Raw genomic sequence first — 14,329 nt, 5'->3', positions numbered from 1 at the left:
ATGCCGCTCAGGGACATCAACGACCTCGAGAGGCTGAAGAAGATCAACGCGGCGCTGGTCAGCCGCGTCGAGCGATCGATGGACCAGCAAGGCAACGCCTTCTCGTTGTTCCAGACCGCGATTTCGCTGGAAAATCGAGTGCGTACGCGCACCGAGGAGTTGCACTCGACGCTGCGCAGGCTGGAACAATCCAACATCGATCTCAGCGCCGCCAAGGAAAACGCCGAACTGGCGAACCTGTCCAAGACCCGCTTCCTCGCCGCCGCCAGCCACGACGTGCTGCAACCGCTGAACGCCGCCCACCTCTCCGTCTCGGCGCTCGCCGAAGTGCAGACCAGCGACGAGGGCAGGAAGCTGGTGCGGCAGGTCGAGCGCTCGCTGGAGACGATGGAGGACCTGCTGCGCACGCTGCTCGACATCTCCAAGCTCGACGCCGGCGTGGTGCAACCCGACATCGGCGACGTCAGCCTGGAGGCGCTGTTCTCGTCGCTGCGTTCGGATTTCCAGCCGGTCGCGGAACTGAAGGGGCTGTCGCTGAAGTTCCGGCCGGTCAATGCCGTGGTCCGCTCCGACCGGACGTTGCTGCGCCGCATCCTGCAGAACATTCTTTCCAACGCGCTGGGCTATACGCGCTCGGGCGGCGTGCTTGTCGGCACCGGGCATCGCGGCGACACCATTCGCATCGACGTCGCCGATACCGGTTGCGGAATTCCCGACGACCAGCGCGAGGCGGTGTTCGAGGAATTCCACCGCGGCACCTCGCCGGCCAATGCCGAACTGGACGGCGGTGGTCTTGGGCTCGGGCTCGCCATCGTGCGCCGCATGGCCAGCGCGCTCGGCCATCCCGTGACATTTTCATCGAAGGTCGGGCGCGGCACCATCTTCCACATCGATGTTCCGGTCGGCATCGGCGCCCCCGCCGACGCCATCGCCAATCTCGCCGACATGGAGCGGCCGCGCGGCTACGGCCTGTTCGGCACCAAGGTGCTGCTGGTCGAGAACGATGCCGAGGTGCTGCAGGCCATGACCTTCCTGCTCGAACGCTGGCAATGCCTGGTGCGGGCCGCGACCTCGACCGACGATGCGCTCGATCTGCTCGGCGACACCGACTGGGTGCCCGACATCGTCATTGCCGACCAGCATCTCGACGGCGGCGATCTCGGCACCGCCACCATCGCCGAGGTCCGCGACTATCTCGGCCGCGCCGTGCCGGCGCTGATCGTCACCGCTGATAGTTCCGAAGCCGTCGCCAAGGCAGCCCGTGCGGGTGGCATCGAACTGATGCGCAAGCCGGTGAAGCCGGCGCAACTGCGCGCGCTGCTGGCGCATCTGCTGGCTTAGCCCTCCACCATTCCCCTGTTGGAAGCTGCCCGTAGCGTCGGGCAAGGTGAAAGGTCAAAATCCCCCTGATCCCGAAACAGCTCCGCATTGTCCAGCTTCGAAACCTCGATGACAGCCTGCGTGCGACTATAGACATTGAGCTTGCGCAGGATTTCGGAGACATGCGCCTTGACCGTGGTTTCGCCGACCTGCAGCTCATAGGCGATCTGCTTGTTGAGCAGGCCCTGGCGCAGCATCTGCAGCACCCGCAACTGTTGCGGCGTCAGCGTGGACAGGCGCTGCACCATGTCGGCACGGTCGACGCTATCGGCGTCCGGTGTACGGCCTTCATAGGTTTCCGGTACGTAGATCGCGCCTTCCATCACCGAGCGGATGGCAGCAGCCAAGTCGCTCTTGCGCGCCGATTTCGGAATGAAGCCGGCCGCGCCGTAAGACAGCGCCTCGGAAATGATCTTCGGCTCCTCATAGCCCGAGACGATGACCACCGGCAGGCGCGGATAACGGGTCCTGAGTTGCAGCAGGCCATCAAATCCGTGCACGTCGGGCATGCTGAGGTCGAGCAGCGCAAGATCGAACGGCTTGGCGCCGGCCAGAAGCTCGAGCGCCTCGGTGATCGAGCGCGCCTCCACCGTGTCAACTTCCGGATAGGCCATCTGCACCGCGCTGTGCAGCGCCTCGCGAAACAGCGGGTGGTCGTCGATGATCAGGAACCGGGCGCGATCGTGGACTGCGGTCATGGAGTTCATTTCAGTTCAGAGGCGATCAGAATAATCTCGCCAGCATGGCCAGATTATTGCCAAATAGTATATCGCCATCTCTTGGAAAGAGCCGGGTCCGGCGTTTCCGATGACAATCGTCTTGCCCGGCCATCCAAATCGGTCGAATGTTCCGGCAACCAAGCAGAGACCTTACATGACAGAGTTCGTCCTTCCCCCGCCAGCAATCGCATCGGTGGCCATTGCGGGTTCGCCGGAACGTTTCGCGGTGCGGCGCATCTTCTGCGTCGGCCGCAACTATGCGGCGCATGCCCGCGAGTTCGGCAATGACGAGCGCGATCCGCCCTTCTTCTTCACAAAGCCGGCCGACGCGGTGGTCGATTCCGGGGCGACGATCCCCTACCCACCCTTGACCGGCAATTTGCACCACGAGATCGAACTCGTTGCCGCGATCGGCAAGCCGGGCTTCCGCATCGCCCGCGAGCAGGCGCTGGATCATGTCTGGGGTTACGGCGTCGGCATCGACCTCACCCGCCGCGACCTGCAGGACGAAGCCAAGAAGATGGCGCGACCCTGGGACTGGTCGAAAGCCTTTGACCGTTCCGCCCCCTGCGGCCCGCTCATCCCCGCGGCAAAATCCGGCCACCCGCAAAAGGGCCGCATCTGGCTCGCCGTCAACGGCAAGGTCAGGCAGGACGCCGACCTCACCGAGCTGATCTGGCCGATATCAGATATCGTCTCGATCTGCAGCGAGGCCATGGAATTGCAGCCAGGCGATCTGATCTTCACCGGCACGCCGGCCGGCGTTGGCGCGGTTCGTGCCGGCGACAAAATGACTGGCGGCGTCGACGGCATCGGCACGATCGAAATAACCATCGGCCAGCCGAAGTGACCGCATGAGCGATATCGTCCTGCACAACTACTATCGCTCCTCCACCTCATATCGGGTGCGGATCGCGCTGGAGATGAAGGGACTGACCTACGACTACATTCCCCATCATCTGCGCCATGGCGAGCATCTGGAGCCCGCCTATCTCGCGGTCAATCCGCAAGGATTGGTGCCGGCCCTTGTGTTGAGCAATGGCACGCTGCTGACCCAGTCGCTGGCGATCATCGAATTTCTTGACGAGACCAATCCCGAACCGCCGCTGCTTCCCAAGGACGCGATCGGCCGGGCCCATGTCAGGATGCTGGCGCAGATGATCGCCTGCGACATCCATCCGGTGAACAACCTGCGCGTGCTGACCTCGCTGCGCACACTGTTCGGTGCCGGCGACCAGGACATCACCAACTGGTTCCGTCACTGGGTGAACGAGGGTTTTCAGCCGCTCGAAAAGATCCTCGCGTCGTCGCAAGAGACCGGAAAGTTCTGCCATGGCGACACGCCGGGGCTGGCCGACATCTGCCTGGCCGCGCAGGTCACCAGCAATGCCCGCTTCGGCGTCGACATGACACCTTACCCAACGATCGCCCGTATCAACGCCGCCTGCATGGCTTTGCCCGCCTTCCAGAAAGCCGCTCCCCAGAACCAGGTCGATGCCGAATAGGGCTTCATTGGTCCACGCAGCATCAGCATCCGGAGCAGCATGTCTGGCGGAATCGATTTCCGCTTGACCGGACAGGGAATCGGCTATCGTTTCCTGAGGGCCGCGTGAAGGGTGGAGTGACCAATGAGAGCCGTCGTCTTCGAGAAATTCGGCGAAGCGCCGACGATCCAGACCGTTCCCGATCCGAAGCCGGCTGCCGATGGCGTCGTCATCAAGGTCGAGGCGACCGGCCTGTGCCGCAGCGACTGGCATGGCTGGATGGGTCATGACGCCGATATCACGCTGCCGCACGTGCCGGGTCATGAACTGGCCGGCATCGTGGTTGCCGCAGGCAAGCAGGTGACCCGCTGGAAGGCCGGCGAGCGTGTCACCGTGCCCTTCGCCGTCGGCTGCGGCCGCTGCTTCGAATGCACCTCGGGCAACCATCAGGTCTGCGAACACCAGTCCCAGCCCGGCTTCAACGCCTGGGGCTCCTTCGCCGAATATGTCGGCATCGAGCATGCCGACACCAATCTCGTGCGCTTGCCTGACGAAATGGAATTCGCCACCGCCGCCAGCCTCGGCTGCCGCTTCGTCACCTCGTTCCGCGCCATCGTCGACCAGGGCCGGGTGACACCGGGCGAATGGGTGGCGGTGCATGGCTGCGGCGGCGTCGGCCTGTCGGCGATCATGATCGCCAGCGCCATGGGCGCCAATGTCATCGCCATCGACCTCACCGACGAGAAACTGGAGTTCGCCAAGAAGATCGGTGCCGTGGCGACCATCAATGCGTCCACGACGCCGAATGTGGTCAAGGCGGTCAAGCAGATCACCAATGGCGGCGCGCATATGTCGATGGACGCGCTCGGCCACCCCACCACCTCGTTCAACTCGATTGCGAACCTGCGCCGGCGCGGTCGCCATGTGCAGGTCGGCCTGATGCTGGGCGAGCACGCCCGCCCGCAGGTGCCGATGGACAAGGTGATCGCCTTCGAACTCGAGATTCTCGGCAGCCATGGCATGCAGGCCTATCGCTACCCAGCGATGATGGAAATGATCCGCCACGGCAAGCTCAAGCCCGAACTGCTGGTCGGCAAGAAGATCAGCCTCGACGAAGCGCCGGCCGCATTGATGGCGATGGGTGGCTTCGAGGGCATCGGCATCGGTGTGGTGACGAAGTTCTAACGGCGGGAGCCACCTTCCCGCGAAGACCTCTACCGCGCAAACTTCTTCGCGCCGAACACGCACAGCACCACACCGAGCGTGACGACAACCATCAACGAACTGACCTGTTCATGCAGCAGCGTCGCGGCCAGTGCCAGGCCGAAGAAGGGCTGCAGCAGCTGCAACTGGCCCACCGCGGCGATGCCGCCCTGTGCCAGGCCACGATACCAGAACACGAAGCCGATCAGCATGCTGAACAGCGAGACATAGGCCAGGCCGATCCAGGCGTTGGAGCCGACGGTGGCGAAGGACGGCGGTAGCGTTGCAAAAGTCAGCACCAGCATGACCGGCAGCGACAGCACCAGCGCCCAGCAGATCACCTGCCAGCCGCCGAGCCTACGTGACAGCGCCGCTCCCTCGGCATAGCCCAGGCCGCAGACGACGATGGCCGCAAGCATCAGACCGTCGCCCACCGGCGAGGCGGTCACCCCTTGGATAAACGCGAAGCCCGCGACGAGCGCGCTGCCCACGCACGAAAACAGCCAGAACGCCGGACGAGGACGATCACCGCCACGCAGCACGCCGAAGATCGCGGTCGCCAGCGGCAGCAGGCCGATGAAAATGATCGAGTGGGCCGAGGTGACGTGCTTGAGTGCCAGAGCGGTCAGCAAGGGAAAGCCGACCACCACGCCCAGCGCCACGATCACCAACGACAACAGATCCCCCCGCTCCGGGCGCTTCTGCCGGAACAGGAGCAGCATTGCCAGGCCAAGCAGTCCGGCAATCGCGGCCCGGGCCGATGTCACGAAGGTCGGGTCGAAATCCATGACCGCCACGCGCGTCGCCGGCAGCGAGCCGCTGAAGATCAGCACGCCGACGAATCCGTTCACCCAGCCGCTCGCGGTCTTGTCCATTCCAGGCTCCATTTCTTTCGCCCTCTATCGGGCCGGCGCATATGGTCTAGCCAGAGACAATGGGGTACAATTTCACAAAACTGTAATGGCATATCGAGCAGTACGGATGACGGACTTCGCTTTGGAAACCGACGGCGTGCGAACCCTTGTCGAGGGTGTGATGGCGACTATCCGTCAGCGGATCGCCGCGCGCAGCCTGACGCCGGGAGCGCGATTGCCCTCGATCCGAGCCTTCGCCAAATGCATGCAGGTGTCCAAATCCACCGTGGTCGAAGCGTATGAAAGGCTCGCGGCGGAAGGCGCGATCCGCTCCCGGCCCGGCTCGGGCTTTTATGCCGCCGGATCGCTGGCGCCGCTATCGCTGGCCGAGATCGGCCCCCGGCTCGACCGCGCCGTCGATCCGCTCTGGATCTCGCGACAGTCGCTCGACGCCGGCGACGATATGTTGAAACCCGGCTGCGGCTGGCTGCCGGCTTCCTGGATGCCGCAGGCAGGACTCCGCCGGGCGCTGCGTACGGCGGCGCGTGCCGACGACGTGGCCCTGGCGGACTACGGCACGCCGCTTGGTCTGCCGCCGCTGCGCCAACTTCTGGCACGGCGCATGGCCGGGCGTGGCATCGAAGCCTCGCCTGAACAGATCATACTGACGGAATCGGGCACGCAGGCCATCGACCTCCTGTGCCGGTTTCTGATCGAGCCCGGCGATACGGTGCTGGTCGACGACCCCTGCTATTTCAACTTCCACGCTCTGTTGCGCGCGCACCGGGCCAAGGTCGTCAGCGTTCCCTACACGCCGTCGGGGCCGGATATCGAGCTGTTCGCACAGGCGCTGGCCGAACACCGGCCGCGCCTCTACATCACCAATTCCGCCATCCACAATCCGACCGGCGCGATCCTGTCACCGGTCACCGCGCATCGACTGCTGAAACTCGCCGACCAATCGGAGCTGACCATCATCGAGGACGACATCTTCGCCGATTTCGAACATGTCCCCGCTCCCAGGCTGGCGGCGTTCGATGGCCTGAGCCGCGTTGTTCACATCGGCAGCTTCTCCAAGACGTTGTCGGCGTCGGTGCGCTGCGGCTTCATCGCCGCACCGCGCGACTGGATCGAGCGCCTGACCGATCTCAAGATTGCCACGACGTTCGGCGGCGGGCGGCTTGCCGCCGAACTGGTGCTGACTCTCTTGAAGGACGGCAGCTACCGCAAGCACATGGATTTGCTGCGCGCGAAGCTCTCGCGCGCCATGGGCGAGACCAGCACTCGCCTGAAGGCGATCGGCATTACGCCCTGGATCGACCAGCCGGCCGGCCTGTTCCTGTGGTGCGGCCTGCCGGATGGCGTGGATGCGGCCGACGTGGCCCGCCACGCTCTCGCCGACAACATCGTGCTGGCGCCCGGCAACGCGTTCAGCCTGTCCCGGACGGCCAGCCGCTTCCTGCGCTTCAACGTTGCCCAGTGCCAAGACGAGCGGATTTTCAAGGTGCTCGAGACGGCAATGGCGCGTTGATTTCGTACGGTCGTCAGTCAGCGAGAAGCCGCACAGATCTCCCGCACGCAGTCGCGTAGCCAGCGTTGCGCCGGATCGGCATCGAGGCGTGGTGACCTCGACCGTGGCGACCGGCAGCGGAAAGCTGTGCATGCCGGCGCGCGCGCCTTCGGTGTGCCGCTCGGGCACACTGGCGATCAGGTCGGATGCGCGCGCCATGGCAAGCGTGGCCGAAAAGCCGGAAACCATGCACACGATTGTCCGCCGGAGTCCAAGCCGCTCCAGGGCTTCATCGATCGGCCCTTTCTCGCGGCCACGTCGCGAAACACTGATGTGGCGGCCGGCCGCGTAGCGCTCCGGCGTCACAATGCCCTCGCTCAGGGGATGGCCAGATCGAACGGCGCCGATGAAGCGGTCGCGAAACAGCGCCTGAATGCGCATCTCGGGTCCAGTTTCACCGGCAACGCCGATTTCCAGGTCAATCGCCGCCTCGCGCAGCGACGTGACATCCTTGTCAAACTTCGGCGCGAAACGCAGCCGCACGAGAGGCGCCTCCGCTTCGATGCGGGCAACAAGACGCGGCGCGAACTCCTCGACAAAGCTCTCATTGGTGCGCAGCGTGAACGTCCTGTCGAGGCTTGAGAGATTGAGAAGCTTGGCAGGACGCAGGAGGGCTTCCGCATCCTGAACGACACGACCGGCCTGCTGCCGCAATTCCTGCGCGCGCGGTGTCGGAACAAGGCCGCGACCGGCGCGGACCAGCAGCGGATCGCCAGTTGTTTCACGCAGCCGTGCCAGCGTCCGGCTCATCGCCGATGGGCTGAGGCGAAGGCGATTGGCGGCGCGCGCCACGCTGCCTTCCGTCAGCAGGACATCCAGGGCGACGAGCAGATTGAGATCAGGTGAAGACATGACGGGATCGTAGCATGGATCCATCATGATGTGGCGTTTCATGCATGAATAAGATGCAAAGGCTGCGCCTTCCGCCATATCCGCCAAGGAACTAGATCTCCGACAGCTCCGGTTCCGGGGCCGATGGAAAGGAGATCGCCGTGGCAATCGTTGAGCAAAATCTGGACGGGCGCGTATCGGCGCCGCAACAGACCCAATCCACCGGCTGGGCGCTGGCAAGCCTGTCGCTCGCCACGCTGCTGTCGTCGCTGGGAACCAGCATTGCCAGTGTCGGCCTTCCCTCGCTGATGCAGACATTCGGGGCGTCGTTCCAGTCCGTGCAATGGGTTGTTCTCGCCTATCTGCTCGCCATCACCACGTTGATCGTCAGCGCCGGACGGTTGGCCGATATGTTCGGGCGCCGGCCGTTGCTGCTTGGCGGCATCGCGCTGTTCACATCGGCTTCGGTGCTCTGCGGCCTGGCGCCGACGCTGTGGTTGCTAATCGCCGCGCGCACCATACAAGGGCTGGGCGCGGCGTTGATGATGGCGCTGACGCTGGCCTTTGTCGCCGAAACCGTGACCAAGGCCAAGACTGGCAGCGCCATGGGCCTGCTCGGCGCCATGTCGGCGATCGGCACGACGCTTGGCCCGTCGCTCGGCGGTCTTTTGATCGCCGGTCTCGGCTGGCGCGCGATTTTCCTCGTCAATGTCCCTTTGGGCGTGGTGACCTTCGCTCTCGCCTATCGCGCCTTGCCGGCCCGCGGCAAGACAGTGCAGGCCGACCGGGGCAAGTTCGATGCGACCGGTACCGCCCTGCTGGCCCTGACGCTGGCCGCCTATGCGTTGGCCATGACGCTTGGCAGAGGCAATTTCGGCGTCCTCAACATCGGCCTGCTGGTCGCGGCCGGCATCGGCGTTCTTCTGTTCGCCAGGGTGCAGACGAAAGTGAAAACCCCGTTGATCCAGCTTGCCAGCTTCCGTGACCTCCAGCTGAGCGCCAGCCTGGTCATGAGCCTCATCGTCGCCACCGTGATGATGGCGACCCTGGTGGTTGCCCCGTTCTACCTGTCCCGCGGCCTCGGTCTGGATGCCGCGATGGTCGGCCTCGTGCTTTCGACCGGCCCTCTGGTTTCGACCCTCTCGGCGCTGGCGGCCGGTCGCCTTGCCGATCGCTTCGGAGCCCACAGGATGATGGTCATCGGCCTGCTTGGCCTCGCCACCGGCACATTCCTGCTGTCGCTGGCCATGACCAAACTCGGCATTGCCAGCTATGTCGTCCCGATCACCGTCACCTGCTTCGGCTACGCTCTGTTCCAGACGTCCAACAATGCGGCCGTCATGAGCGGTGTCGGCGCCGGCGAGCGCGGCGTCGTCTCCGGCCTGCTCAATCTTTCGCGCAATCTTGGCCTCATCACCGGCGCGTCATTGATGGGCGCCATATTCGCCATCGCGTCGGCCGGCGGGCAGCCAGGCATTGGACAGGATATCCTGAGTTCAGCGGCAGCCGCCCATGGGATGCAGGTCACCTTCCAGACGGCAACGGCCCTGGCGCTGGTCGCGCTGTTCCTCGCGCTGCTCTCGGCTCGCGCCGCGAGCATCTTGGAACCCGGAGTTTCGTGACGCGCGACCTGTCTGGCGGCAGGCCATCGAAGCGGATATCGTCGAACGCTCAGGCCCCTGCCCGCTTGCGGCGCTCGTAGAGCATGACCAGCGTTTCAGCCATCAGAGCGGGCCTTTCCTCGCCTTCGATCTCCACCGTGTTGGCAGCCTTCATCAGATATTGGCCGGGACCCCTGTCCTCCATGGAAAGCAGGGTGATGCGCAACCTGATGCGCGCGCCGACCTTGACCGGCGCCAGGAACCGCACCTTGTCAAAGCCATAGTTGAAAGCGGCCTGGGTGTTCTCCGGCACGATCCCCATGCCCAGCGCCAGCGCGCCGATGATCGACAGCGTCAGGTAGCCATGCGCGATCGTCGTGCGGAACGGGCTTTGCCGCCGCGCCCTTTCAGGATCGACATGGATCCATTGGTGGTCGCCGGTGCATTCGGCGAACTGGTCGATACGGTTCTGATCGACCGTCGTCCATTCCGATACGCCTAGCTCCTGCCCGGCCATCGTCCTCAACTGCTCGTAGGTCGGCGGCGTTTTAGGCCGTACTTCGGTCATTCCTGCTTTCCCGATCGCTTGCCCCGCCTCCGGATCACGAACTGGCGGCCTCTGTCAATTCGTCCTGCATGAATCCGTTCCGCCGAATCCGGCCGCAACCGTCCCATGCCTCCCGGCACAACGGCAGGTCAAATCGGGAATCCTTGGCTTTCAAGACTGTCAGAGAACGCTACTTCTTCTCGTAGCCGGCGCGGATTTCCTCCATCGCCTCCTTGATGCGCGTGCGCAGGATGTCGACCGATTCGGTGCCGGATTTCTTGACCAGTTCAGCCGCTTCGCCGGCGTTCTTCAGCGCCGCCTCGAAGGATTTGCGGGCAAATTCCGTCTGTTTGGCCATCAGTTCCTGCGGATTGCCCGGCACTTTGTAGTCCTGCGCCATGTCGACGATCTCACGCAGCGTGTCCTGCAGCATTTCGCGTTGCCTGGAAAACAGCGAGGATGCGCCGGCGGCACTGGCTCGCGCCGATTTCTCCAGCGCTTCGAGGTTCTTGCGGTGATGGGCAAGGATCGCCTCGATATCGACATTGGGCACCTTCAGGTCGCGGCCGAACCTGCCGAACATGTCCATGAAGGAATCGGATTCCGGTTGTTTTGCCATGATGTCTTCTCCCCTGTCACCGCGGATGCGGGTACCCTCATTGGGAGAATAGCACTCGCGTGCCATGAGTCCATTCGGTCAGGACTACCAAGAATCCTCTCGAACATTGCTGTCCGACTTTTCCCATGAGACATTGGTGATATGGAAAAGCCAGATGAAGAAGCTGAAGAAGACCAGTGGTGCTTGAGCGAGCGCCATCGAGTAATCGACTATTTGCGGAATGAAGGTCTAGTGCATGGCCGTGTTGGAGAATGGCCCGCTTGGCACGTCCATCCGCATGTCGCCGTTTGGGCAATTGAGAGCATTGCGCGCCCGAATTGGGTGGGATGGTGGGTAATTTCCGGCGACCTTCCCACCGACTATGTCCCCTGCGGAACCGATCGCACACCGCGTGGAGCCTTGAAAGACATAGGAACCCGCTGGCAAACGGTTGCAGCGGAATGGTCTCATGGCAGGGAGGTTGAAGGCTTTACTATTGGTAGCGATCTTCGGCATCGACCCGCGTTAATTCCTCTCCTCGCTTCAAGGGCAGAAATACTCCTGGGTTGGGCCGACGATCCAAGCATCTGGGCTGATTTATGACTGCTTCCACCTGCTAGCGAACACCGCTACGGAACGGCGGGGCTATCATATACTGCTATACTGCTCGTCAGCCGGCGAGGAACAGCCGCTCGGCCACGTACAGCACGACACCCGCAAGCCCGCCAATGATCATGCCGTTGAAGCGGATATATTGCAGGTCCCTGCCGATGTTCATCTCGATCAGCCGCGTCAGTTGGGCAAGGTCCCAGCGCTTGACCTGGTCGGCGATGAATTTCGACACGCTGCTCTTCTGACTCTCCACGAACGACGAGAGAGCCACCACGAACCCCTGGTTCATGTCGGCCCGGATCTGCGCATCGCCTGCGAGATGCCGCCCCACCTCGACGAACATGTTGGCGAGATGCGCGCGGATCACCGAATTCGGCGCCTTGGCGTCCTGCTCGATGAACTGGCTAAGGCTTGCCCACATGTCGCCGGCCAGCGCCCTGACTTCGGGTCTGGCGAGAAAATCGCGCTTCATCTTCTCGGCACGCTTGGCGTATTGCTTGGACGTGCGCAGCCGCTCGACGAAGCTTTGGGCGAAGCGATCGAATTCGGCACGCATCGGGTGGTCTGGATCGGCCCGCACCTCGTCGAGCAACGAGCCGGCCGAGGCAACGATCTTCTTCAACAGGTAGGCGTCGGCGCGAAACAGGTTGAACAGCGACGGCAGTTCCTCGCGAATCTTCTCGCGCATCGTCGCCAAGGCCTGTTCATCGTTGAGGAACCGGCCGATCACCTTGATGAACTCGTCGAAAAGTTTCTGGTGGCGGCGGTCATCGGTGAGTGCCGACAAGAGTTCAGCTGCCAACGGCGCCAAGGGCACCTTTTCGATCTGCTCGAGCATACGGTTGGTGACGAAGCCACGCAGGCCGGATTGCTCGACGGCGGCAAGGGTCTGCGGCACCAGCCGCACGACGAAGCGCGAGAGGCCGGCGGCGCGTTCGGCATCGGCCAGCCAGTCGGCGACGAGTGCTGCAAAATCGACCTCGGCAAGCTTCTCGCGCACCGGTTCCGGCGCCAGGAAATTGACCTCGATGAAGCGGCCGAGATTGTCGGCGATGCGGTTCTGGTTCTCGGGGATGATTGCGGTGTGCGGGATCGGCAGCCCGAGCGGCCGCCTGAACAACGCCACCACCGCGTACCAGTCGGCGAGGCCACCGATGGTCGCCGCCTCGGCAAAAGCAGCGACGAACCCCAGCCACGGATAGGTGCTCTCGAACGACTTGGCGAGCGCAAACACCGCCACGCAAAGCGCCAGTGCGGCGGTGGCGATGAATTTTGTCCACCGCAGCGCGGAAAGTTTGGCATCCGCGTCGGCATCGAAACGCGCGGGCGCCAGGGAAGAGGCCGATTGAGACATGGATGAGCCGCTCCTCGTCGATCTCAGGCCTATTTAGTGTTTCGCCTGACGAAATGCGCGCGACAGTGGACTTCGCCCGTATCTTGTCCGGTCGCGCACACAAAGTTGACGAGGATATTCATCTATTACGCCCAGCTAGTCTGGAATTGTTCCAAGGTATAGGCCATATTCCGCCCAGGCCAGCGTGGCGAATCCGAAAAATCTCGGATCAAAGCCGCGCCAGCAGAGTTTTGAAATCTGGCGTTGTTGCATCGCACCAGCGCCTTGTGAGGACAAGATGCGGCTTACCCGCCAGACCAACTATGCCATGCGCATCCTGATGTATTGTGCGGCCAACAATGACCGGTTGAGCCGCATTCCGGAGATCGCAGCCGCCTATTCGGTTTCGGAGCTTTTCCTGTTCAAGATCCTGCAGCCGCTGGTCGAGCACGGCCTGGTCGAGACTGTACGGGGCAGGAATGGCGGCGTCAGGCTGGGTCGCGCCGCCGAAGCGATCAGCCTGTTCGACGTCGTGCGCGTGACCGAGGAAAGCTTCGCCATGGCCGAGTGCTTCGAGAACGATGCCGCCGAGTGCCCGCTGGTCGACAGTTGCGCGCTGAATTCGGCGCTGCGCGAGGCGCTGAACGCATTCTTCGCTGTGCTGTCGCGCCATACGATCGCCGACCTCGTTGCGGCACGGCCAAATGTGCGCAACCTGCTCGGCATCGACATGCTGGTGGAGCGCCGCGCCCCGGCCGCCTAACCCAGCCACATCGTGGGTGGGCTGGGTCTGTTGAGGCCTAAGCGACAGATTGCGGCAGCACGAACGGCATATTGCCGGCCGGCAGCACGCCGACCTTGAGCCGGCAGTCGAACACTTTCTCGATCAGATCATCACTCAGCACCTCCTGCGGCGACCCGGTGGCGGCCAGCCTGCCGCGATGCATGACGAAGATCCGGTCGGCATACATGGCCGTCAGGTTGAGGTCGTGCAGGATGGCGACGACGCCGCCGCCCCTTCTGGCGAAGTCACGGGCGATGTTCATGATGATCAGCTGGTGCTTGATGTCGAGGCTGGAAACCGGCTCGTCGAGGAACAGATAGCGCGGCCGGCCGTCGAGCAGCGGCGCCCAGACCTGGCACAGCACGCGCGCAAGCTGGACGCGCTGTTGCTCGCCACCCGAAAGCTCTTGGTAGAAACGTCCGGCAAAACCGTCGAGATCGACGCGAGCCAGCGCCCGCTCCGGCAACCGTGCATCCTCGCCGGGCAAGACACCCGAGCGGCCGCCGACAAGGCCGAGCTTGACAACCTCGCGCACCGTGAACGGGAACGACAGCGTCGTCGCCTGCGGCAGCACTGCCCGCTGGACGGCGATCTCGACCGGCTTCATCGCCGAGAGATCGCGGCCATTGAGGTCGACGCGCCCTGTATAGGCGAGTTCGCCGGACAACGCCTTGAGGAAGGTCGTCTTGCCGGAGCCGTTGGGGCCGACGATTGCCGCCACTTCGCCGGGCCGCGCATCGAAATCGACACCGCCAACGATACGCTTGCCGGCGATATCCACCGAAACATCCCTTGCCTCGATCATCCAGGCCT

14 protein-coding genes and 1 pseudogene are annotated in these 14,329 nt (G+C 63.6%); 8 read left to right on the top strand and 7 right to left on the bottom strand.

What is annotated here, in order from left to right; genetic code table 11:
- Positions 1–1,341: a hybrid sensor histidine kinase/response regulator gene (locus AC56QQ_RS16165; RefSeq protein WP_497128560.1), complete on the top strand. Its 1,341-nt coding sequence runs from the start codon at positions 1–3 to the stop codon at positions 1,339–1,341.
- Here the strand turns inward: AC56QQ_RS16165 and AC56QQ_RS16160 are convergent.
- A complete protein-coding gene (locus tag AC56QQ_RS16160; protein WP_497128558.1) occupies positions 1,338–2,078 on the bottom strand; it encodes a response regulator in 741 nt (246 codons plus the stop codon). The two genes, AC56QQ_RS16165 and AC56QQ_RS16160, sit on opposite strands and share 4 nt — an antisense overlap.
- Positions 2,079–2,253: 175 nt before the next feature.
- On the opposite strand from AC56QQ_RS16160, the gene AC56QQ_RS16155 reads away from it, so the two are divergent.
- The 3 genes from AC56QQ_RS16155 to AC56QQ_RS16145 all read left to right on the top strand — a co-directional run bounded on the left by AC56QQ_RS16155 (position 2,254) and on the right by AC56QQ_RS16145 (position 4,768).
- Positions 2,254–2,949, top strand: a complete 696-nt coding sequence (locus tag AC56QQ_RS16155) for a fumarylacetoacetate hydrolase family protein (protein ID WP_497128556.1) — start codon at positions 2,254–2,256, stop codon at positions 2,947–2,949.
- A 4-nt stretch (positions 2,950–2,953) separates the two neighbouring features.
- On the top strand, positions 2,954–3,604 hold the full coding sequence (maiA, locus tag AC56QQ_RS16150; protein WP_497128554.1) for a maleylacetoacetate isomerase: 651 nt from the start codon (positions 2,954–2,956) through the stop codon (positions 3,602–3,604).
- A 123-nt stretch (positions 3,605–3,727) separates the two neighbouring features.
- A complete protein-coding gene (locus AC56QQ_RS16145) occupies positions 3,728–4,768 on the top strand; it encodes a zinc-dependent alcohol dehydrogenase family protein (protein WP_497128552.1) in 1,041 nt (346 codons plus the stop codon).
- Positions 4,769–4,797: 29 nt separating this feature from the next.
- On the opposite strand, the gene AC56QQ_RS16140 is transcribed toward AC56QQ_RS16145, so the two are convergent.
- Positions 4,798–5,661 carry a DMT family transporter gene (locus AC56QQ_RS16140; RefSeq protein ID WP_497128550.1) on the bottom strand — a complete coding sequence of 288 codons (864 nt, stop codon included), beginning with the start codon at positions 5,659–5,661 and terminating at the stop codon, positions 4,798–4,800.
- A gap of 106 nt (positions 5,662–5,767) precedes the next feature.
- Here AC56QQ_RS16140 and AC56QQ_RS16135 point away from each other — a divergent pair, with 106 nt between their 5' ends.
- Positions 5,768–7,171, top strand: coding sequence for an aminotransferase-like domain-containing protein (locus tag AC56QQ_RS16135; protein ID WP_497128548.1), 1,404 nt, complete (start codon positions 5,768–5,770; stop codon positions 7,169–7,171).
- 17 nt (positions 7,172–7,188) lie between these two features.
- On the opposite strand, the pseudogene AC56QQ_RS16130 reads toward AC56QQ_RS16135, so the two are convergent.
- Positions 7,189–8,062: pseudogene (locus AC56QQ_RS16130) on the bottom strand (LysR family transcriptional regulator).
- Positions 8,063–8,202: 140 nt separating this feature from the next.
- Between AC56QQ_RS16130 and AC56QQ_RS16125 the strand changes: the two are divergent.
- Complete coding sequence (locus tag AC56QQ_RS16125) at positions 8,203–9,663, top strand: MFS transporter (protein WP_497128546.1); 1,461 nt, start codon at positions 8,203–8,205, stop codon at positions 9,661–9,663.
- A gap of 49 nt (positions 9,664–9,712) precedes the next feature.
- On the opposite strand, the gene AC56QQ_RS16120 is transcribed toward AC56QQ_RS16125, so the two are convergent.
- Positions 9,713–10,210: a MaoC family dehydratase gene (locus tag AC56QQ_RS16120; RefSeq protein WP_489861867.1), complete on the bottom strand. Its 498-nt coding sequence runs from the start codon at positions 10,208–10,210 to the stop codon at positions 9,713–9,715.
- Positions 10,211–10,379: 169 nt separating this feature from the next.
- Positions 10,380–10,808 carry a phasin family protein gene (locus AC56QQ_RS16115; protein WP_497128544.1) on the bottom strand — a complete coding sequence of 143 codons (429 nt, stop codon included), beginning with the start codon at positions 10,806–10,808 and terminating at the stop codon, positions 10,380–10,382.
- 141 nt (positions 10,809–10,949) lie between these two features.
- On the opposite strand from AC56QQ_RS16115, the gene AC56QQ_RS16110 reads away from it, so the two are divergent.
- Positions 10,950–11,390, top strand: coding sequence for a DUF4826 family protein (locus AC56QQ_RS16110; RefSeq protein ID WP_497128542.1), 441 nt, complete (start codon positions 10,950–10,952; stop codon positions 11,388–11,390).
- Between the two features lie 67 nt (positions 11,391–11,457).
- On the opposite strand, the gene AC56QQ_RS16105 is transcribed toward AC56QQ_RS16110, so the two are convergent.
- On the bottom strand, positions 11,458–12,753 hold the full coding sequence (locus AC56QQ_RS16105; RefSeq protein WP_497128540.1) for a DUF445 domain-containing protein: 1,296 nt from the start codon (positions 12,751–12,753) through the stop codon (positions 11,458–11,460).
- Positions 12,754–13,030: 277 nt separating this feature from the next.
- Between AC56QQ_RS16105 and rirA the strand changes: the two genes are divergently transcribed.
- On the top strand, positions 13,031–13,495 hold the full coding sequence (rirA, locus tag AC56QQ_RS16100; protein ID WP_091575374.1) for an iron-responsive transcriptional regulator RirA: 465 nt from the start codon (positions 13,031–13,033) through the stop codon (positions 13,493–13,495).
- 37 nt (positions 13,496–13,532) lie between these two features.
- Here the strand turns inward: rirA and AC56QQ_RS16095 are convergent, their stop codons facing one another.
- Positions 13,533–14,321, bottom strand: coding sequence for a heme ABC transporter ATP-binding protein (locus tag AC56QQ_RS16095; protein ID WP_497128538.1), 789 nt, complete (start codon positions 14,319–14,321; stop codon positions 13,533–13,535).
- Between the last annotated feature and the right edge of the window lie 8 nt (positions 14,322–14,329).

The organism is Mesorhizobium sp. RCAM 05099 (assembly GCF_059683685.1).
The sequence above is the reverse complement of the archived record's forward strand: the minus strand, read 5'-3'. Positions and strand labels throughout refer to the sequence as shown.